General features: G+C 59.8%; 9 protein-coding genes. 5 read left to right on the top strand and 4 right to left on the bottom strand.

Annotated features, from left to right (window positions below):
- Positions 1-46 precede the first annotated feature (46 nt).
- Together THTE_RS00570 and THTE_RS00565 are read left to right on the top strand one after the other, a co-directional pair.
- Positions 47-802: a lipoate--protein ligase family protein gene (locus THTE_RS00570; protein WP_095413596.1), complete on the top strand. Its 756-nt coding sequence runs from the start codon at positions 47-49 to the stop codon at positions 800-802.
- 292 nt (positions 803-1094) lie between these two features.
- Entirely contained in the window at positions 1095-5078 is a 3984-nt protein-coding gene (locus THTE_RS00565; RefSeq protein ID WP_095413595.1) for a hypothetical protein, read from the top strand.
- Between the two features lie 91 nt (positions 5079-5169).
- Here the strand turns inward: THTE_RS00565 and THTE_RS00560 are convergent, their stop codons facing one another.
- The 3 genes from THTE_RS00560 to THTE_RS00550 all read right to left on the bottom strand — a co-directional run bounded on the left by THTE_RS00560 (position 5170) and on the right by THTE_RS00550 (position 12291).
- Positions 5170-9258 carry a vWA domain-containing protein gene (locus tag THTE_RS00560; RefSeq protein ID WP_095413594.1) on the bottom strand — a complete coding sequence of 1363 codons (4089 nt, stop codon included), beginning with the start codon at positions 9256-9258 and terminating at the stop codon, positions 5170-5172.
- Positions 9259-9756: 498 nt separating this feature from the next.
- On the bottom strand, positions 9757-11658 hold the full coding sequence (locus THTE_RS00555; RefSeq protein WP_095413593.1) for a hypothetical protein: 1902 nt from the start codon (positions 11656-11658) through the stop codon (positions 9757-9759).
- Positions 11659-11943: 285 nt separating this feature from the next.
- Positions 11944-12291 carry a cupin domain-containing protein gene (locus THTE_RS00550; protein ID WP_095413592.1) on the bottom strand — a complete coding sequence of 116 codons (348 nt, stop codon included), beginning with the start codon at positions 12289-12291 and terminating at the stop codon, positions 11944-11946.
- Positions 12292-12942: 651 nt separating this feature from the next.
- Here THTE_RS00550 and THTE_RS00545 point away from each other — a divergent pair.
- Entirely contained in the window at positions 12943-13431 is a 489-nt protein-coding gene (locus tag THTE_RS00545) for a ferritin (RefSeq protein ID WP_095413591.1), read from the top strand.
- Positions 13432-13702: 271 nt separating this feature from the next.
- Here THTE_RS00545 and hrpA read toward each other — a convergent pair whose 3' ends face one another.
- Positions 13703-17773, bottom strand: a complete 4071-nt coding sequence (gene hrpA / locus THTE_RS00540; RefSeq protein WP_207651744.1) for an ATP-dependent RNA helicase HrpA — start codon at positions 17771-17773, stop codon at positions 13703-13705.
- 87 nt (positions 17774-17860) lie between these two features.
- Between hrpA and THTE_RS17785 the strand changes: the two genes are divergently transcribed.
- Positions 17861-18025 (top strand): hypothetical protein, encoded by a 165-nt coding sequence (locus THTE_RS17785; protein WP_157731560.1) that lies wholly within the window; start codon positions 17861-17863, stop codon positions 18023-18025.
- 20 nt (positions 18026-18045) lie between these two features.
- The gene (locus tag THTE_RS00535) at positions 18046-21894 is read left to right on the top strand and encodes a response regulator (RefSeq protein ID WP_095413589.1); all 3849 of its coding nucleotides are present in this window, start codon (positions 18046-18048) and stop codon (positions 21892-21894) included.
- Positions 21895-21910 lie beyond the last annotated feature (16 nt).

Here is a 21910-nt window from a genome sequence, read left to right as displayed (position 1 = left end):
TTGCCCCAACGGGGGAGCGTTCTCGCTTGCGGCGATCCGGAAACCGATGCAGTACCTGGAATTGACGCTGCCAACTCCCGAGGAGAACCTCGCGCTCGACGAGGCGCTGCTCCGCGCAGCCGACGCTGGTCAACTGGGCGAAGTGTTGCGGGTGTGGGAGTCTCCTCGGCTGGCCGTCGTCGTCGGGCGGGCCTCATGTGTGCAGCAAGAGGTAGACGTGTCGCAGTGCCGGTCCCTGGCCGTGCCCATTTTGCGGCGATGCAGCGGAGGCTGTGCCGTGGTCATCGGGCCGGGCTGCTTGATGTATTCGCTGGTGGTTCAGTTAGACGCCCGGCCTGGCTGGCGGAAGGTCGATCATCTCCATGCCCAGGTTCTCGCAAGGCTTGGAGAGGCGCTGTCAGTCAACGGGCTGAGGGTGCTTCAAGCGGGAGCCAGTGATTTGGCCATCGTCCCTGACGGTGTGCGCCATTCCTGGGAGAATGCGTCACAATGGCGCAAGGTCTCAGGCAACAGCGTGCGTTTCGGACGGCGGTGCGTCCTCTATCATGGAACGATTCTCTACCAGTTTGACTTAGCGTGGTTGGGAAAGCTGCTCCGGCAGCCGCCGCGAGAGCCAGATTATCGCGCCGGTCGCGCGCATGAAATGTTTGTGGCTAATTTGCCTCTTGATCGAGACCAGATCGTCGCACGGATCCGTCAGGCATGGTTGGCCAACAGGATTCTCCAGCACTGGCCGGAAGAACAAACGCAAGAGCTTCTGGCCAGTCGCTATTCCCAGGTGGCATGGCACTGGGAAAGATAAGCGATACACTCATGACGTCAAACGAGGTAACCGATGCGGATCATTTCTGACCCATATCGCCTTTTGTCAAAACCCGCGAGATACCACGGCGAAACGTGTTGCAGGGGCAATTCATGCTTTGCCCTTACTGTTTGGCCAGCAACTGAACCCAGCAGTTGGAGCGCGGTCCATGAAATGGATGGTCCAAACAATGTGGACCTGACAGGCAGGTCCCTCCGAGGGATCCTGCTTAGGTCCACACTGATCGCGCTCGGTGAGACTAATCCGGGAGTGGACTTGAAAGGACAAACACATGAAACCCACAGCGCATGAAGGGTTCTTTCGGATGGAAATTGACAGGGCCGCGCGCCCCGGGCCGTTCCTGGCTCTTCTGGGAAGCATCATGCTTGTTGCGGGAGGAATGGTCCATGATTGGGTAGCGGCAGAGGAGCCAACGATCGCCTGGAGGATCGGTCGCGACGACTGGCAGTTGGTGGGGGCCGAAGCGACGGTGGAGTCCGACGGCGGGGTAACGCTGTTCTGCGATCAATCGGGAGAGGTGACCATTGCCCGATGCTTCGTACCCCCGCGAGAGTTGCTGCGGGTGCGGGCAACCGTGCGATGCGAGGATGTTCGGCCACCGCAGGGGACTGGCTATGCTTACGCGGCTGTTTATCAGTACGACGAATGGGGACAGCTTGTCAGTTTTACAGATTTTGCTCAGCTCAGTGGAACGCAAGACTGGAAAACCTTCACATGGGAAGGGCAAACGGATCGTCGCGCCTTTCGCATGGAAATCAGGCTGGGACTCCATCAGGCGCAGGGCCGGTGCTGGTTTCGCGACGTGGTGGTGGAACCCGTCTCCGTTTGGCAACCGGCCCTCTGGGAAACAGCCCCAGGCGAGAATCTGGCGGTTATCGTCGAACCGGCCAGTCTTCGATTCTCTCAGAGTGTGAATGTTCGGGCAATCGTGGCAGCCCTGGAGCAGGCAGGCTATCGGACGGAGTTCATGACCTGGGAGGAGCTGGCGGCCGCCTGGTGTCCGGCAGTTTGCAAGGGCGTCTCACTGCTTGTCTTTCCCGACGCTCGATACTATCTGCCCGAAGCCCGCGCCGGTTTGTTGCGATTTCTGACCGACGGTGCGGACCTGCTCACGTTCGGCGGTTACGCCTTTGATATTCCCGCGAGGCGTTCCAAATCGGGTTGGGTGGCCGGTGTGCCGGGGCAACCGGCAAGTGTAACTCCCCTGCTTGCTGATTCCTCCTTCGAAGAATCGGCTGAGACGCCGGAGAAGTCACCCTGGCGCAGGTCCTCGCCGGAAAGCTGTGGATGGGTGACGGGTGAAGGGCATTCCGGCCGGGGTGCGGCGAAGTTCAGTCTCACACAGGAAGGCAGCGCCATCATGTGGCAGGCCGTCAGGGATGTGACGCCGGGGCAAACGCTGCGGATTTCGGCATGGATCAGGACGGAAAACGTCAGCGGATCGGGCTACGCTTTTCTCGCGGTGTATCCGTTTGCCGGTGAGAAGTGGATCGAACCGCACGATTACGCCAATCTCCGGGGCACGCAGGATTGGCAGCGGGTCGTGGCCAACTTGAAAATACCGCCGGGTGCCGAGCGGGTCGAAGTGCGGTTGGGACTCTACCAGGCGGCAGGAAGTGCCTGGTTTGACGACGTGCAACTGGAAGCGGTGGAGTATTTGCCCGTCGTCAACACCCACTTCGGCAAACCCGAAGATGGTCTGGAAGTGAGCCCCTGGCAATTGGGCCTGTTTGACGCCGACGCGCCTTTGCAGGATGTAGTGGAGCTGCGAGCCGGCGATTGGACATGGAAAACGGAAAAGCCCTTGAGCGGGTATTCCGCGGTGGGCGTGTTACGGCGGCAGGCCCGCTGGGAACCCATTGTGCACGGTTACGATCGCTGGGGGCGCCCTTGCGGCACGGTTGGGGCGATGCTGACCCACGTCGCTGGCCCATTCCGCGGCTCCCACTGGGCGTTTTTCGGACTGGAAGGTGCCAATCTTCCGGCGATTCCGGAATTTCGCCAGAGTGTGCTCGTGCCGCTTCTCAAGCGGATGCGTGCTGGAATTCACTTCTGCCAGGTTGCCGCAGACCTGGCCTGTTACCGCCCGGATGAAGAGCCCCGGGTAACCGTTGTCGTGGAGAATTCCTGCAAGAATTTGTTTTCCGGCAGATTGCAAAGCGTGCTGCGACGCTGGGAGCTTCCTTTCTGCGGGGAGGCAAGCCGGGAGAAGAACGAAAAGATAATCTGGCACGACGCCGCCCCGATAACCCGCTTATCGCCAAGCGAGAAGTTCGAGACCCACATACAATTCGAACCGTTGAACGAGGGCCTGTACGAGATGGAGGTGACACTGCAAACCGCTGACGGCCAGGTGCTGGATCACGGGCGGGCGGGGTTTGTCGTGTGGGATGGCCGCTCAGTACCGGGGAAGATCGGCTTTGATTTCAGAGAGAATTATTTTCGTCTGAGTGGTCGGCCACGTTTTCTCTGTGGAACCACGACCTGGTCCAACTGGTTTCTATCGCCCAGTCAAAGCGATCCGGTGTTCTGGGCGGAAAACTTTCAGAAGATGCACGACGCCGGCATCGACTTCGTCGCCAATCTGCAAACCTGGTGGCGCGACCCCTACGAACTGAGCGAATCCGAATGGCGGCAACTGGACGCCATACTTTATCTGGCGGGCAGAGCGGGGGTGATTTATCGGGCGGGGCTGTTCATCGGCCAGGATGTTGCGGTGGACGAAGCCACTTTGGAAAGGCAGGCCAGATTCGCCAGGACCTTCGCGGAGCGATACAAACATCTGGATGGGCTCATCTATTATCTCAACGGCGATTATCAGTTACGCCCCAGGAATGAGCAGCAACGTTCGCTGGCCTGGCAATATTCGCAGACCGAGCACTGGAACGCGCGTCTTGTGGCAGCGATTCGGGAAGTGGACCAGCGGCATCCGATCATCAGCGAGTATTACCAGAGGCCGATCGGCGGACTCGATCCGCGGAGAACGCTCGACGGTCTGGATGTGGCGGAAATCGGGTATTTTGGTCCACCCCGGGTGGATCTGGAAGAATTCGCTCCAACTGTCAAATGGATCGATTTGCGGCTGAAGGGTAAATCTCTGGCGATTGGAGAGTTCGGGGTGAAAACGCATCCCGCCTGGGAGCACGAATTGGGCGGCCACGGCTACCATATTCGGCGATCAGTGGCCGAGCAAGAGCGACTCTTCCTGCTCTTTCCGCAATACGTCTTTGCTTTGGGGGGCAGTGCTGCTAGGAACTGGTGCTGGCGGGATGACGATGACCGCGTCTTCCCCTGGGGACTGCTGCGGACCTGTGATGGTACGGAGCGGTCGTCGCTGCGGTTTTATCGGGCGTCTTCGCTTTTACTGTCTCGACTTGTTCCCAGGTGGGAAAAACCCGCTGTCCTCGTGATCTCTCCCGACAGTGCGCCACCGGAGCGTGCTGCGGTGGCTCGGGAGGCGGTTCTCCTCACCAGCCGGGTTCTCTTCACGCTTGGTGTGGACTTTGCCATCGCCGGGGATGACGCAATCGACGAAGGAACGCTGGAAGGGGTGCGGATGGTGATTGTCCCAGGCGCGATAAGCCCGGCCAGTGAACGACTTCTCCAGAGCCATTCGCAACGGCTGATGGTTTTATGGGAAAAGGAACTGGAAGTTGCGGGACGCGCGGGAACTGGAACGGACGAGCTGTTCCTCCAACTTCGCGGCAGATGGCGACAGATGATCGACAGCGCGGGGATAGCGCGGATTTTCGTCACGCCAGACAATCCGGCTGTGCAGGGATTTCGGGTCGCTCTGGAGAATGGCGAGGCCTACCTCTTCGTCAACGCCCAGGATCAGGAAGCAACGTTCACCAGTACGCTTCCCTGCGGACACTCGGTGAGCATGTGTTTGCCTGGTTGGTATCCGGGGCTTGTGGCCCTCGATCGGTCGGGAAAAGTGATGGCCGTGGAGGGAGCGGGACAAATTCGATGGGATGACCAACTGCTGGTCGAAGCGGACGGTTACCTCATTCTGGTGCCCGTTGCAGAGGATGAGCAGTTGCACGAGGCAAAAGAATGGTGGCTGATTCCCACGGGCGCCACTAGGGTGCGGCTCCCGATGAAACTGGCCGGGGCGCTTCATGTCGAGGTGGGCCGGCGGGTTGCTGGAAACTGGGTGCGTTGGGCTGTCCTGACGCCCAAGATCGAGCACGAGGGGGTGGTTCTTGAGATTCCACCCGACCTGAAGGCAGAATGGATTCGCCTCAGCCGGTAAAAAAGAAATGGAGACGATTGTTCCCTCGTCTCCATTTTTCAAACGATTCCGATTGGCCAGATATTGTCGACCAGTTGTTGGGGGTCAGGTTTCAGAAGAAACCACCGCCGAAACCGCCACCAAATCCACCAAAACCACCACCGAACAGGCCACCGAAGCCTCGGCCGCCGGTGCCACCCAGGCCTTGACCGCTTTCCCCCGTCACGAAGTTGAAGATGTTCACCTCACCAATACCCTGGAACACGGGATAGGGGTTCACGCGGACATAGCGGCGATCGGCGGAGACCGTGGCCGCCGCGGTCAGCATGCTACCCTCAGGGATCACGGTAATTTGCGGGGCATAACCGACCGCGCCACCCCGGACGGGGATGAACGGCCACACCGGATTGACGCCCGCCCCACCATCCGTTCGCGATTGGACGAACGAGGCCATCGAACTGGGATCCACCTGCGGGGCATTTCCGCCGTCACCAAGTTGCTGCGCCAGAATGCGGTTGCGGAGATCAATTTGGTTCATGACGGCGCTGGCAAGTTGCTGTTCGGCCAGCGGCGCCTTGCGGCGACCATCGGCAAGCTCGAATTGGATGTAGGCCTCATCGCCTTTGAGCGGGATGGTCTTGGTGAGGGACTGGGCCTTGTCCGTAAGGAAGTGGAGGTACACCGTCACTTTGACCTTGCCACCGACAACGTTCCCCCACACACGGCGGACCACAGCGCGATACGTTCCGCTGAAGCCCCGCGGGCAAACGTAGTACTCCTTGTAACCTTCGCTGGATTCCCGGCCTGCCTGGCTGCTCATGTCGCCCACCAGAACTCCGCCGGATGTGGTCCGCGGATTGCGGAGCGAGCAAAGCGTTCCCCCCGGTTCCTCGACGAGAAGGTCCAGGTCGGCTTCGCCCACCCATGAAACCTCGATGATGCAATCTCGCGCCACGGCTTCGTTGAGGGCCTGTTCGTACTTCTGAGCTTCCTCGGGATTCTGAGCTTTGAGTTCATCGAGAAGAGCCTTAGCCGTTCGCAGGGCATTCAGCCACACGTCCTGATGCTTTTGCGGGAAGACCTGGGAGAGGATTCCCACGGTGGACCACTTCAGGGCTTCGCGATCGTTGAGCTTTTGGGCCAACCGCAACGCGGCCACATAAGGTTCCGGCCATTCCGGCATCAGGTTCGCCACCTGACGGTACATGGCCAATGCTCTCTGCTCGAGACCATGCCGCTCGAGCTGGATCCCCAGGACGAGGAAGTCCATGGGGTCAGAGGCGAAATCAGCCGCGGACATCAGAGCCCGTTCGATCTCTTCCCGCGAACCACCCTGCGCTTCCAGGGCCAGGGCCAGCCCCTCGTACATCCAGGGTTGCGGCTGGTTGTGCCGCAGGGCTGCGTGGATGAGGGCCGTCACATGATCGAACTTTTGACCGGCAACCAAACGTCGGACGGCCTCACGGACATCTTTGGCTGGGACCGTTCCCTGGGCGAAGACGGAGTCCCAGAGATCGGCCGGTGATTGACTCTGCGATACCCGGCCATTGAGGACATCATCGGTCACCTGAAGAATGGCGGACGTCGTGTTTTGACGGGGCTGGCCGTCGGGCGTTTTGCTCAGATCATCCTGAACGCTGAACGCTCGGAAAGCGCCATTACCCGCGGGGGCACTGGGCACATTAAACATACCCATGCCCATTCCGTAGCCACCCATTCCAAAACCGCCCATTCCTCCGAAACCACCCATCCCATAACCACCCATTCCGTAACCACCCATTCCGTAACCGCCCATGCCCATTCCCATGCCCATTCCCATGCCTCCCCACCCGCCGATACCGGCACCCCCGATTGAGTTCGGTGGGACGACGAGGTCGGCGACGGGATACACCTTGAGCACGAGATCGTTCTGGGCCTGTTCCGGAGTGGTGATGAGCAGCACCTCATCCTTGATCACGTAAGTGAGGTCCAGGTCCCGCAACAGGAGGCGGAGGGCCGATCGCAGCGAGATTCCCCGGAGGCTCTTGGTGACCGGGGTATTGGTGTCCACGCCCACATTCGTAAGCGCTTTCTTATCCAATTGAATTTCGATTTGGTGTCGATCGCGGAGATAGTTGATCACTTCGGAAAGAGGTGTATCCACGAAGTCCAGTTCGGTGGGTTTTTTCAACTCGGAGAGGATTTTCCGCTCCGCGGGGCTGGAAGCACCCAGATCCATGCTCTGGTAGCGCTCCTTCCGGCGGGCAGTCAACTCCTGCCAGGTTTGGGCATCGGGGTAAACCACCGGCGGCTCGTCGGGCGTCGGCACGTGGGCTCGCTCTGTTTGATACAGCGTGTCCAACACACCTTTCTGCCGGGCTTCCCGGAGGACCATGGCTTTCTCAAAGTTTCCAACCTGGCTGGCCATGTGTCGGGCGAGAAGCGGCGTGGGAAGGTCCGGAGCAAGTTTCTCTGCTTCGCCCGCCGCTTCCACTTCAGCCAGTTCGTAACGACCCTCTTTCATGAGCGAGTTAAAGCGCTCCATGAGCTGCGTGAGCTTCTGTTCCTTAAGCAGTAATCCCTCGGCAATGAGACGGCGTTCCGTGGCCTGGGCTTCGAGCTGAGCCGCCCGGCGACGCTGCTCGTTAAGTTCCACCACGCGCACATCCGCCTGGCGGATCGCCGTCCGGAGCTGATCGAGGAGCTGTTCCCGCACCTCGGGATCAAGGTCCGGAACACGGCTTACTTCGTCGAGCTTCAGCTTGAGCTGGTCACGGGCTGTTTCGGGGTTTGTGCCCATCATTTGCCGGGCCTGGTTGATCGCCGCCTGGACATCTTTGGTGATGGCCTCGGCCAGAATCTGGCGATCGCGGAGTACCTGTTCGGCCAACGCCCCCGGGACTTCCGCCGGAGCCGCTGGAGCGGCCGGTCCAACGAGATTCAAGTCAGCCGCCGGGGCCTGCGGAGCCGCCGGTTGAGCCGGGGCCGCGCCGGGAGCCGCTGGAGCGGGCGCCGCCGGAGCGGCCACCTCCTGGGAAACCTGTCTCACCTGCGTCAGGATTTTTCGGGCTGCTTGATTCTGAGGATCCTGAGCGAGCGCCGCTTCCGCCATCCTTTGAGCCGAAGCCACGTCATTCAGCTCCAGTGCCTGCCGCGCCAGTTCTGTGAGATTGTAAACGCCGATTTCCGCGCTCTCGGCCAACTGAAGGAGCGCCTCTTTTCCGGGAACCGGCACCGCACTGCCAGCGGTGTTTCGGGCGGTTTCCACAAGCTTTACGAGATAACCGTTCTGCGGGTGAGCCGCCCCCTGCAACGCCCATTTCTGCTCCCCGCCCGGTAACTTCACAGTGAGCTCGACAGGTCCCGCCTGCTTGAGCGTGCCCACCACGACCGTCTCACGATCGGAACGGAGCGGGGGCAACCGCTGCGGATAGACTTCCGCGACATTTTCTGACCAGCGGGCTTCTGCGGGATACACGACTGTCGCATGGACCGCACCGGCCAACTGATGGCCGACCGCTGCCGCATCAAGTTCGGGCGAATCGATGAGGAGATTGCCGCCGGTGTGCGTGGCGACCGAGGCCATCAGCCCCACGTCGCGCTGCACACCGATCAGGTAGGTGTTCACCGGGATATGCGCGTCGTACAACTGCGCGGCCAGATTGGCAATCTCGTCCGAGGAAAGAAGGTGAGCACGGCTCAGGCCGTCGCCGAAATAGACCAGGGTGCGTGTGTCCGCCGGGGCCTTGCTTAGGGCGTCGATGGCGGCCTCCAATCCGGCTTTCAAATCACATGATCCCAAAGGTGCCCGCTTCTGCAGCTTTTCCCAGCCAGCCTGAAATTCGGGGCTCCCCGGGGCCACAAAATCCGGGTGCATCGGTACTGCTTTCAGGTCCACCGCCACGATCTGCACGCGGTCCGCTGGCGTCAGTTCTCCCAGAAATTTCTCCAGGGCAGCGAGCGACTTCTCTCTCACTGCTCCCGTTTGGGCTGCCGACGTGTTGACGAGCACGACAATGTGACGTCCACCAGACTGGACCGCCGGGACTGGCGGAAGCACAGCCGCGAAGTACTGGCTGCCGTCTGCCGCCTGGAAGAGCTCCAACTGGGCCTGAGGTGCGGCCGCTTCATCGGCCGTGGTCACCGAGAAAAGCGACCCCATCACGCCCAATGCCACCATCAGGCCGACCGTCATTTTCACCGTCAATCGCGTGCACACCATGGTTCCGTTTCTCCGACGCCCTACAAACAAACGGCTGAGGACCGATGTCGTGTCCCCCACCACTGGATCGGGTCACCCAATGCGACGAGGGTTCACTCCACACTCTGGAGGACTATGGCCATTTTAACTTGGGAATCGTGCATTTGCCAAGCAAAAACTTTCAACCGGGACGGCGGGGAAAAATGGCGAAACTGCAGAATGTGATCAGGATGCACTGATTGGCCTCCGCCCCACCGCCATTTCCTCGCGATTTCCCGCAAGCCCCACCTCCCAAAAAATTCTAGTCTTTTCCTTCCGGCGAAGCTTGCGGTTCCCCCGGCCAAACGATTAGAGAAATTTCCTTTTCGGAAAGTTCCAGTCAGCCGCCTTCTCGTCCGGGTGACGGCAGTCAAAGCCGAGGGCGGAAATCTGTCACCGTGAGCGCAAAGAAAAGGCCCGACGGGAAAGTCAGGCCAGGCACAGGGGCGGTTCAGAAAGGGGGAGTTCGAGGTTAGTTTCTCATTCAATGTTGGCCGGGATTTCCAGGCTCACGTCCCGGAGAGCCAGCCGCGGGAAAGCACCGATGGTCGCGGCCGCCAACCCGCGAAGGACCCGTTCGAGGGACACCCCCTCGTCATCGGCGGGCACCGCTTGTGACCCCACTGGCTCAGCCACGTCCATTTCCAAGCCGTTCTCCTGGAGACTCGGCTTTTCCCATTGATAGGACCCTTCCAGGTACTCCCCGGTATACATGGCGTCCGGGAGCGGCTCATCCATTGCCTCGTCCAAGGGAGCCGATCCAGCTTCGGCGGGAGTTTCCTCTTGACCTTCGCCCCGGAAATTTTCGCCTTGGGAGCTTTCCCCAGCAGGATCGGAGGTGCCCTCCAAGTCGTGCTGATCCTCTAATTGGCCGCCCCGATTTCCCCCCACAGCAGGGGCCTCATCGCTCATCCGATACCCGGGCATATCCACGTCCCACATGCTGCCTGCATCCCAGTCACCCGAGTTCCAGTCATAGGAGGAGTCCATGTGCTCGGATTCCGCGGATTGGTCAACCGTGGCCGGGCTTTCGGGGACGGTGTCGCTTTCCACCCAGAAGAAGTTCTCGCCCGGTTCTCCGTGCCACGGGGTGTCGAAAATCAGCGGAGTCGACGGGGAGCCATCATCGCTGTTGGCCGAGGAGGAGACGATCGGCTCGGGATTGACGATCGTCCAGGTTGTTTCGTCCTCCGGTGCGGCAGGCTCCTCGGGAGTGAGGGACTCGTTGTATTCCATCGCATCATCGTACGACTCGTACTCGCCGGAGTCGTCCAAGGCATCGCGGGAGAAGTCCTCTTCTTCCTCGGGCATCACAGCCTGGTGGGATTCCAGTTGCTCCTCGGCATTCTCGTCGGAAGGCAACATGACGCTCTCATCCGAGTTCACCTCCAAAGCAGGATCGGTCATTTCGGAATATACGTCCCATTCTTCATAAGCTTCGTCGGGGAGCGATTCCATTTCTTCCTGGGCAGAGTTGTCCGACATTTCGGCGAGCTGCCGCTCCGCGGCCTCGTCCGCTCCCGTCAGGTTACGCGATGCGGCAAACAGCCAGGCGGCAGCGACGTCGGCCTCATAATCCGGCTCCCAGGTCCGGCCATCAAAACTGTAGCCAGGACCGTCGGTTGCATCGCCCGAGGGATCAGTCGCAGGGGCCGGCGTCGGTTCGGCCGTTTTTTCCTCCTCAACACGACACAAATTGGGGCGGGTACCGACGTGTTCCTGACTTCCCATCAGGTAGTAATACTTCTGGTACCACGGGAAATAGCCGTCCTCAGCGATTTCGAGTTGGCTGGAGGAACTCTCCTCGCTCCGGTTTTCCTGGGCCATTTCGTAGCGGGCGGCCTCTTCGGGGGAGTACTCGTCCACAAAGCTGTATGGCGCGGATTCAAGGGGTTGTTGCTCCAGTGAGGGTGTCGCGCTCTCTGGCAAGTCGGTCAATTGATCGCGAGGAGAATCGTACAAATCGATATTCTCTGAATCCCCGGCATAGTGGGTTTTCGGTTGCCAGCCGTCAGAATCCTCAATCCAGACAAAATCCTCATCCTGGGGCACAAATCGGTAATAATAGCGATACCCACTGGCGGGATCGGTGGATCCGGCTGAGGATGCGGACTCCCGGGCGGCAAGCGGGTCATCAGGCACGGGCCCTGTGTCCCAGGCTCCGTTGAAAGGATCGTTCGTCGTCGCGCCTTCGTCGGTGCGCAGTGCGAAGTCTTCCGCATCAGAGGCGTAAGCCAGCGTATCGGCAGACCTGGCGGAAGTTCCAGAAGAACGGTTCTGCGCCAGGACGGGAATCGGTTCGCGGAGGGAAGACAATCCTATCAATAACAGGGCCGAGCTGCATATGCCGAAGATGGCGGTCGAGAAAGCGGTTTTTCTCATGTTCAACTCCTCCTTGGCATTGAGGTGGGTAAATGCGTTTGGCAGGGCGGGTTGGCAAGCCTTTACCGTTTGCACGGAGAAACTGTTTGCCGCTATCGCTATCGGCGGCATCGACGAGAAGTATTGGAGAAATTCGATAAGATTCGTTGTATGCGTATTTCGCAGAGTATGGAAAGTTTAATGGCGCAGTAAGAGGATACCGAGGCGATATCAACAGCGCCATCCGTGCGATGCGGTCAGCACGTCAGGTGAATGAACCAGGAAGATCTTTCCCGGAAAGCCTGACTATTGGGAAGGCCGACGGAGCATCACGAGCACCATCTTGAAGGCCTTGGGGGCCCGGATTGCGTGAGGAACATTGGCAGGCAGAAGGATGGCCTCGCCCGCACGCACCAGGTGCCATTCTCCGGCGATACTCACTTCGGCCTCACCTTCCAGAACGTGGATCATCGCGTCGAACGGGGCCGTGTGCTCCTCAACGCTCTGGCCCTCATCGAATGCGAAAAGTGTGATCGATCCGCTGGGGTGTTTGACGAGGATCCGGCTTACAATCGCCTGACTCTGAACACTGAGCAATTGAGGAAGTTCGAGTGGCCGCGCAAAAAGGTTCTGGGCAGGCTCCGGATTGCTCATGGAGTAGTCCTTCAAATTCCTGTACGGCGGTGATGCTTTCGCCAACCTAGCAGCCAGGGTGCCGTCAAAGTGATGTCAGCACTGACATGAGCATGAAGATCAGCACTGACATGAGCACAAAGAAACGGTAGCTTTTCGGCGATAATAATCAATTTTACCGGTTCTGAGGGGAAAAGGCGAAGTGATTGCGCCTTCGCAGCCGGTCTTCGATCTTTCGGCTGACACATTCTCGCTTTTTCATTGCTGCGGGATACTCGGACTTCCACACGAGTTGGCGTGCCAGCGAGATTTAACCCGGAGGGACGTACTTGTCAGGTCCGCTTTCCAAGTTTGGAGGACCCATTTCACCGAGCGAGCTTTAATTGGTCGGGTCAATTGCCGGTTGAACGGTTAGGGGCAATTCAAGTATTGCCCCCGCCAATTGCCCCTACCAACGCGTTTCGCCCGTGGTGTCTTATAGGTTTCTGCAGAAGTGGGGATCGGTCAGATCTTTCGCCAGTTGCTTTTCTGATCGCGACGCTAATAATACATGAATTTCGCACGATTCTGGAAAGAGACCACGGTCCGGGACGCCCTGACAGGGAAACCTGCCGAGTCCGTGGCCGAGTCGATTGGCCCCTTTGACATGTGACAACGGAAAGGAGTGACGCCATGCTGAGTGCAAAGCTACTGCAAGCTCTGAATGATCAGCTCAACGCCGAGTTGTATTCCTCCTATCTTTATCTAGCGATGGCCGCACGGTGCCATGCGCTCAACCTGCCCGGAGCGGCCCACTGGCTGGAAGTCCAGTCCAAAGAGGAGAGTGAACACGCCAAGAAGATTTACGAGTACATCATCCTTCGCCGGGGAGAGGTGAAGCTTCAGGCCATTCAGCAGCCACCCAATAACTGGACCAAACTGTCCCAGTTGTTTGACGACGTGATGGCCCATGAGCAGCATATCACCAAACGAATTCTTGATCTGGTGAAGCTGGCAGAGCAGGAAGGCGATGTGGCCACTCAGAGTTTCCTCCGCTGGTTCGTGGATGAACAGGTGGAGGAAGAGGCCTCCGTGGACGCGATTGTCCAGCGGTTGAAGCTGGTGGGGGATGCACCGCAGGGTCTGTTCTGGATTGATCGCGAACTGGCTCAGCGGAGCTGAACATGCAGTGGCGTTGAAAGGTTTGCCCTCCCGGCGGATAGCGGGGAGCAGACGGGTTTCAGGCCGACCGATTGGGTAGGTCGCCGCTTCGTTAATGTTGGGGTTTTTAGAACTGTGTGCCTGACCGGTAGGGGCAATTCATGAATTGCCCCTACCAGGATCGGGCAACTCTGGCGTTGATCTAAATGTGGTAGGCGATTCATGAATCGCCCCTACCAAAACGGGGCTGCGTAGTCCGGGCAACACAGGGCCCCATAGACCACCCGGTTTCCTATCCCCGGACGCGGGCGAGTTGCTTTTCCAGCCGTTGCGGAGACACAGGCAGGGCGGTACCCAGTGCCTGGGCAAAGAGGGAAATGCGGAATTCTTCCAGCATCCAGCGGAGCTGAATCAGTTCGGGATCGAAAATGTCCATTTCCTCGTGAAGTTGACGGCGCTTAAGGTACGCTTCCCAGTAGGGGCGGAAGGTGGCCAGGGCCTGCCGGTCACGGATCGCATTGCCCAGTTGCAGGGCTTCCGCCCGACGACAAATTCCCTGGAAATACCGCGGATACTGGCGAAGCCAGTTCCATGGCGTGTGGGTTAAGAATCCGGGACGCACCAGCTCGTTCAATTGCTCCTCGATATCCCGGCGGGCCTCTTCCCATTGGGGCGCAGTGAGTTTTTCAACGGCCAGACGTGCCTGGTGGTAGCCATCAAGAAGCGGCCGAACCAGCGACAGCACTTCCTGGATGGCCAGCGGCAAGCGTTGCAGACCGGCGTGACGGAGACGTCGGAACTCGTCGCGGGTCCGGGGAAGCTGGCCCCACTGCCCGATCAGCCACGGCCCAACCAGACTCTCGTCCAGGAACGCGCGATCGACGAGGGCAAGGAGAAGCTGGTCCTGGAAGTCGAATTCCGGAAGTTGCGTTGCGATGAGCCGGAGGCGATCCCGATCGGGAAACCAATCCCAATGGGGATCGAGACGTTCCTGGGTGGCGAAGGCGAGCAGGCGGCGGAGACCGAACCGGGTCTGGTAGGCCGCCCGGGCGGCACTGTCGGCCAGTCGTAAGGACACCGAGTCCCTCGCGTCCACCAGCATCGGGAACGCCTTCACCGGAATGCCGCCGCGGTGTACTTCCACTTCTTCGGGGAGGTCCTGATCGGGCCAATCACGGAGATGGTCTTTCGTCCAGACGGGATCGTCGATGACCGAATAGGCGACCGTGGTCCGGCTTCCCAATTTTTCACGCAGTTGCCAGAAGTCCCGGCCCTGTGCCAGAACCTGTCCCTTATCGTCCACCACCTTGATGGACATTTGCAGTTCAGGGGGGATCTTGTCAAGCTGGAAATCCTCCAGACGGATTTTTTCACCAGAAATCCGCGAGAGGGCTTCCGCCACAGCCGGCAGGAATCGGCCTTCTCCGAACCGCATCAGCTCCACGGCTTGCCGCGCTTTCTCGGGGATGGGCACCAATCGCCGACGTAGTTCCTTGGGGAGGCACCTGATGAGGGCGGCCACCTTCGGTTCCACCATCCCCGGGACCAGCCACTCCAAACGTCGCGGGTCCAGGTGATGGAAAACTTCCACGGGGATGGTGAGGGTGACCCCATCTTCGGGATGTCCCGGCTGGAAGCGATAGGTCAGAGGCATGGGGGCCTTTTCCACGATGAAGTGGTCGGGAAAACGCGTGGACACGTCGGCCGGTAGCTCCTCCTTCAGGACGTCCGACGGTTGCATGTGGAGAATTTTCGGATTTTCCCTGCACGCTTCCTTCCACCAGGCGAGGAGTCCCTGGAGATCGTACACGTGCGAGGGGATCCGCTGGTCGTAGAAGTCGAACTGAGCCCATTGACCGAGAAGCAGGTCCAGGCGTCGGAGCTTGATCTGGGCGGTTTCCAGGTCTCGCACCAGCCGCTGGTTGTGCTCGAAAAAGGCCGCCTGGCACTCGATTTCGCCCTCCACGAGACCGTGCTGAATGAGCATTTCCCGAGCGGTTTGAGGATCGATAGGTCCCAGCGGGACTCGTCGTCGGGGCACGACGGGCAAGCCGAAAAGGAGCACTTTCTCATAGACCATGGCCGCCCCGTAACGCCGACTCCAGTACGGATCCACGTAGGTTTTTTTGATCAGATGGGGCGCGAGTTCTTCCACCCAGGCGGGATCGATCCTGGCGCACACCCGCAGATAGCGGCGGGCGGTTTCCACCAGTTCGGCGGCCATCACCCAGGCAGGTTTGGTTTCAAAGACGCCGGACCCCGGCCAGAGAACGGCCTTGCCACCTCCGGCCACGGTGTACTCGTAGCGGTTGTGCCGCATGGCCACGTTGGACAACAGTCCGGTGAGGATCGCCCGGTGGATTGCCGTGGGATCGTCCTTGCGGCGGTTGAGTTTCATCCCGGACTCGGCCACGATCTCCTGCAATTCGCGAAAAATATCCGACCACTCACGGAGTCGATTGTAGGACAGGAAATTCTGCTGGCAGGCCTTTTGCATTTGGCTCCGGGAGAGCTTGGCTTTCAGGGACTGATAGAAGTCCCAGAGTTTGAGATAGCCGAGGAAGTCGGACTCCGGATGGCGGAACTGGGCATGGCAGAGGTCGGCCTCGGCCGCCCGCTCGGGAGGACGGAGCCGCGGATCATCCACCTCCAGAGCTGCCGCAATGATGAGCACCTCGTGAAGGCATCCTTCATCGTGGGCAGCAAGAATCATTCGCCCGATGCGCGGATCGACGGGCAGTCGCGCAAGTTTGCGTCCCAAAGGGGTCAACTTTGCGTCCTCGTCCACCGCACCGATTTCGAAAAGGGTCTTGTATCCGTCCCGGATTGCATCGGCCCGGGGAGGATCAAGGAAAGGAAATGTTTCCACCCGGCCCAGATTGAGCGCCATAAGCTGGAGGATCACCGAGGCCAGGTTGGTGCGGACGATCTCGGGCGGGGTGTAGCGATCGCGTTGCAGAAGGTCCTCTTCGCTGAAAAGTCGAATGCAGATGCCGGGCCCCTCCCGGCCGCAGCGACCTTTCCGCTGCTCCGCGGAGGCCTGTGAAATCGGTTCGATCGGCAACCGCTGGGTCTTGGTGCGGGGAGAGTACCGACTCAGTCGGGCGACTCCCGGGTCGATCACGTAGCGAATCCCGGGGACGGTGAGCGATGACTCGGCGACATTGGTGGCCACCACTACCCGGCGGTGCGAATGCGGCTCGAAGATCCGCTGCTGCTCGGCAGCAGAAAGCCGGGCATAGAGAGGGAGGATTTCCAACTCTCGGAAACGCGGATCAGCCGTCGCCTGACGCCGCAGGAGTTGAGTTGTCTCGTGAATGTGCCGCTCCGTGGGCATGAAGATGAGCACATCCCCCGGGCCTTCCTGAAGGACTTCTTCCATCGCGGCGAGGATCGCCGATTGCCAGTCGGCCTCACCGGTGGCTTCGTCCGGGACAGGGGGGCGGTAGCGAACTTCCACGGGATAGGATCGGCCGGGGACTTCGATCACCGGAGCAGGGCGGCCACGCCAGGAAAAATGCTCGGCGAATCGCGCGGCATCCAGGGTCGCGGAGGTGATGATTACCTTCAGATCCCGCCGCTTTTGCAACAGACGCCGCAGGTAACCCAGAAGAAAATCAATGTTCAGTGACCGCTCATGGGCTTCGTCGATGATGATCGTGTCGTAATGTTCGAGGAATCGATCCGATTGGGTTTCCGCGAGGAGAATCCCGTCGGTCATGAGCTTGATGTAGGTCTCCGGGGAGGTCACGTCGGAGAACCTCACTTTGTAACCCACCTCACGACCGAGCGTCACGCCCATTTCCTGGGCAATGCGAGCGGCGATGGAGCGGGCGGCGATGCGTCGGGGCTGCGTATGTCCGATCATCGCCTCAATACCCCGCCCCATTTTCAGGCACAGTTTGGGAAGCTGGGTCGATTTGCCCGAGCCCGTTTCCCCGCACACAATGACCACCGGATTTTCCTGGAGGGCCGCGGCAATCGCTTCACATTGAGCGGCGATCGGTAGATGGGGAAGGATTTCCACATGCGGTTTGGCTTCCCGGCGTTGACGGCAGAGTTCGGCCGAGGCAGCAATTTCGCTCTTCAAACGGTCGAGTTCAGAGACGAGGGATTCACCCCGGTTCGCCCGGTGATTGAGAAGCCGCAACCGCTGCGCAAACCGAAAGCGGTCGGCACGCATGGTGCCGGCGATCAGTTTGCGAAGGCGTCCAACTTCCCGAAATACGGATGGCAATGGTGCTGACCCTGCCGACATGCTGCTGGTGCGGGGGAATCGCTCCCGCTGCGGCGAATGAGCACGGGCATTCAGGCCGCGGCCCTGTTTCGCTCCATCGGCTAATGCGACGGCTCTTTTTTTCAAACTCTATCGCCGGAACCGTTTCCTGAAAATACGCAGATTATTTCTTCCGATTCTTTTTCTGTTAGAATGTTGAATGGGGAGGTTCTCGTGGCAGACTTTTCCGTTGATCCCGGTTTTTCCTGCTCGGCGAAGGAGGAGTTTCCCGGTTATCGGGAAAGAAGCGGGAAGGGATTTTCGGTGGGTCTGGCCGAGAAGCCGGCTTCGGTGCGGCGCGGAGTCGGGCGGGACGGAGAACGAGGGATTACTCATTAGCCGGGTTTCAGGCTTGTCTCATGTCTTCTGCGAATGACAGGATGGTGGACGGGACCCTCCCGCGGCAAGGCCGTCGACGGTTCCGGTTCACCCTGTGGCTGGTCACGGGCACCGTCTTTGTGCTCGGTCTGGCAATCACCGTCTATGTCTGGCGGATCACGGTCCAGCGGGAAGTTGGCCGCATCGGTGGACAGTTTGCCGGTCAGCTCTCCGCACAGGTGCGGGACCTGGAATTCAACCTCCGGCGGGCGGAGGAGTTCGTGCGGTTCCTCGCCGCTTTTTTCGCCTCCTCGGAAGATGTGCATAGAGAAGAATTTCGCGAATTTTGCCACCCCCAATTTGAGCAGTTCCCGGCCGTGGATTTCGTCCTCTGGGCTCCCCGGGTGCACAGCGATGAGCTGCTCGCGTTCTTGGATTTGGCAGAAAACCATGGCGTCCTGCAACTGAACCTATGGGAAGTGGCGCCCAGCGGTGAACCGCGTCCCCTGGGCAGCCGACCGATCTATTTTCCCATCCTCTATATCGAGCCGAGTCCTTTGCTGGACCGGCTTGTAGGATTGGATCTGTTTTCCCTGCGTGAATGGCAACCGGTGCTGGAGGGAGGGTGTGCTGCCCAACCCTATCGCACGTTTTTGCTGCCCAAAATTGGCGTTCTTGACCCATCCCAGTGGCAGGAGAAAGTCGGCGAGGAGGTGGCGAAGTCGCAGGGGGCGGTCAGGAAGGCGGCACACGCCGCGTCAAAAATCCCTTCCGACTGGCTTGCCCAACGATGGTTGGTTTTTGCCACGCCGGTATTCCATGGGACGCCGGTGCCCGCCCAACCCACAGACCGAATGGTGCAGTGTCAGGGCGTGCTGGTTGCGGTGGTGGACGTGGAAAAACTGCTCCAGCCCCTGGCCAACTGGGCCTTTGCCGAGAACGTGTCGATCGTGGTGGAAGATGGCTCCTCGCCGGGCAAACCGGAAACACTGCTGGAGGCGAATGTCCGCGAGAAAAGCCAATGGGAAGCTCTTCAGGGAGTACCCCGGTTTGAGCGGCGGATCCAGCTTGATGATCGGGATTGGCGGATTCGGGCGGAAGTTTCCCCGGAGTATCTGGCGGCGCGTCGGGGGCCAGGATCGTGGGCCGTCCTGATCACCGGCGCCTTGTGTTCGCTGCTTCTGTCGTTTTACATCAACCTTTTGGGAGGGCGTTCCATCCGTACGGAAGAGCTTGTGGCGCAGCGGACGTGGGAGCTCCTGCAGGTCAATAAGCGTTTGGAAGAGGCCAATCGGCGATTGGAGGAAGAGATCCGCTTTCGCGAGAAGATCGAGCGGGAACTCCGGGATTCGGAAGCTCTGTATGCATCGCTTGTGGAAAATCTTCCCGTGCATGTGTTGCGCAAAGATCGGGAGGGTCACTTCACGTTCGCCAACAGCTCGTTCTGCCGGCTTCTGGGATTGTCCAAGGAGGAAATTCTTGGCAAGACGGATTTCGACTTTTATCCTCCGGATCTGGCCTCAAAGTACCGCCGTGACGATCGCCGCGTGATGGAAACCGGTGAACTGTTCGAAGACATCGAGGAATACGAGAAGCACGGCGAAACGCGGTATGTTCAGGTGCTCAAGTCGCCCGTCCACGACGCCCTGGGGCAGGTTATTGGCGTTCAGGTGGTGTTCTGGGATGTGACGGAAAAGGTGGCGGTGCAACGGGCTCTGGAAAAGGCGAAGGAGGCGGCGGAGGAAGCCAGCCGCGCGAAAAGTGAATTCCTCGCCAATATGAGTCACGAGATCCGCACTCCCATGAATGCCATCCTGGGCATGGCGCAGCTTCTCGAGCAGACTCCTCTCAGTCCCGAGCAGCGCGAGTACATCCGCATCATCCGCGAATCGGGCGATACCCTCCTCGCCCTGATTAACAGCATTTTGGATTTCTCCAAGATCGAAGCCGGCCGCCTGGAGCTGGATGCCGTGGAGTTCTCTCTCCGCGAGGTGGTGGGCGACACCATGAAGGCCCTGGCGGTGCGGGCTCACAGAAAACAGCTCGAGCTGGCCTGTCGCATCGCTGCTGAGGTGCCCGATCAGCTCGTGGGAGATCCCATGCGACTTCGCCAGGTCCTCATCAACCTGGTGGATAACGCCATCAAATTCACCGAGCAGGGCGAGGTGGTGGTGGAGGTTGTCCCCAAAGAACGCCAGGAGCGCGAGGCGGTCCTCGAGTTCGTTGTGCGGGACACGGGGATTGGAATCCCGCGGGAAAAGCAAAAGCGGATTTTCGAGGCGTTCGAGCAGGCCGATCAAAGCATGACGCGGCGCTACGGCGGGACCGGCCTGGGGCTCGCCATTTGTCAGCGGCTGGTCAATCTGATGGGCGGCCAGATTGAACTGGAGAGTGAACCCGGCCGTGGCAGCACATTTCGCTTTACCGCGCGTTTTCAAATCCCCAGCGCTGCCCCCGCTGCCCCGCCCACGCCCGAACTGGATACTTTCGGCACACGGCAAATCCTGGTGGTGGACGATCACGCCACCAATCGAAGAATCTTGGCCGAGATGCTCGCAAGCTGGGGTCTGGAAGCCGTTCTGGCGGCGTCAGGTGCCGAGGCCTTAAAGATCATGGAGCAGGCAGAGCATGCCCCGCCACCCGTCGTCATCACCGACGTGCGGATGCCGCAGATGGACGGTTATCAGCTTGTGGCGGAACTCCGCAAACGGTATCCCGCCGACAAAGTGGCAATTATTGTGCTCAGCTCAGAAGATCGGCCGGGCGATACAGAACTTTTCCGACGGATGGACGTGGCTGGGGTGCTCCGCAAGCCCGTCAAACAGTCCGAGCTTTACAACGTGCTGGCGGAGGTCCTGGGACTTCAATTTCGGCCGGCCACCCCCGTGACGATTCCCCCCAGTTTTCCCGAGTTGTCCCCCTTACGGGTACTCCTGGTCGAGGACAGTCCCTTCAATCAAAAGGTGGCGATCGGGCTCCTGGAGAAGCACGGTCACCACGTGACCACAGTCTCCAATGGGAAAGAGGCCCTCGAGGCGCTCGCCGATGGCGAGTTCGATTTGATCCTCATGGATATTCAGATGCCGGAGATGGATGGGCTGACCGCCACAAAGGAAATCCGTGCCCGCGAAGCGCGTTTGGGACTGCCCCGAATTCCTATCATCGCCATGACGGCGCACGCCCTGAAAGGGGATCGGGAACAGGCGCTCAGCGCCGGGATGGATGGCTACATCGCCAAGCCGTTCATCGCAGCGGAGTTTTTCCAGACCATCGCCGACGTCATTCACGAGGTCCGTGGGGTCCACGTGGGAGAAACGCAGGTGATGCCGGTGATAGACAGCACGGCAGCAGGGCAAACCGTGAGGGCCGACACGCAAGGACCGTCTCGGGCTTCCGACAAAACAATTGCAGAGACATCGTCGGTGCCCATAAGCAGCGCTCCGTCGCCCAAAGCACTGGTGGATTGGCAGCACGCGCTGCGGTCCGCGGGGGGCGATCCCGATTTGCTCCGCGAGCTGATCGTGACATTCCGCGAAGACATGCCCCGGCAATTGCAGGCGCTGGAAGAAGCCCTGGAAAGGCGGGATTGGTCCACCGCCCGACGAGCCGCCCATACTCTCGGAGGTGCTTTCCGCCATTTTGGGGCGAAAACGGCTGCCGAGGTGGCCTACGAGCTGGAGAAAACTTTCAAGGAATTCGAGACAGGTGGGGTACCATCGGTGGAAGCATTCGGAAAAACCGACCGTGAGGCGGATTGCTCCGCGCGGTTGCAGCGATTGCGGGATTTGCTCCAGCAGGTCTTGAATGAACTCGGCCAGGGCGAAAATATCCCAAGGTTGGTTTCCTCAAGAAAGGAGCCATCTCCAGGGAACGCGGCCTCCGAGACTTGACAGCGCTGGCGAATTG

It is taken from the genome of Thermogutta terrifontis (assembly GCF_002277955.1).
GTDB classification, from domain to species: domain Bacteria; phylum Planctomycetota; class Planctomycetia; order Pirellulales; family Thermoguttaceae; genus Thermogutta; species Thermogutta terrifontis.
This window is presented reverse-complemented; position numbering and strand designations above follow the sequence as displayed.

What these genes read in the sequence shown, in the direction of transcription:
- THTE_RS00550 (WP_095413592.1), bottom strand. Translation starts at nt 12,291, where the DNA reads ATGAGCAATCCGGAGCCTGCCCAGAACCTTTTTGCGCGGCCACTCGAA.
- THTE_RS00570 (WP_095413596.1), top strand. Translation starts at nt 47, where the DNA reads ATGCAGTACCTGGAATTGACGCTGCCAACTCCCGAGGAGAACCTCGCG.
- THTE_RS00545 (WP_095413591.1), top strand. Translation starts at nt 12,943, where the DNA reads ATGCTGAGTGCAAAGCTACTGCAAGCTCTGAATGATCAGCTCAACGCC.
- THTE_RS00565 (WP_095413595.1), top strand. Translation starts at nt 1,095, where the DNA reads ATGAAACCCACAGCGCATGAAGGGTTCTTTCGGATGGAAATTGACAGG.
- THTE_RS00555 (WP_095413593.1), bottom strand. Translation starts at nt 11,658, where the DNA reads ATGAGAAAAACCGCTTTCTCGACCGCCATCTTCGGCATATGCAGCTCG.
- THTE_RS00535 (WP_095413589.1), top strand. Translation starts at nt 18,046, where the DNA reads ATGTCTTCTGCGAATGACAGGATGGTGGACGGGACCCTCCCGCGGCAA.
- THTE_RS00560 (WP_095413594.1), bottom strand. Translation starts at nt 9,258, where the DNA reads ATGGTGTGCACGCGATTGACGGTGAAAATGACGGTCGGCCTGATGGTG.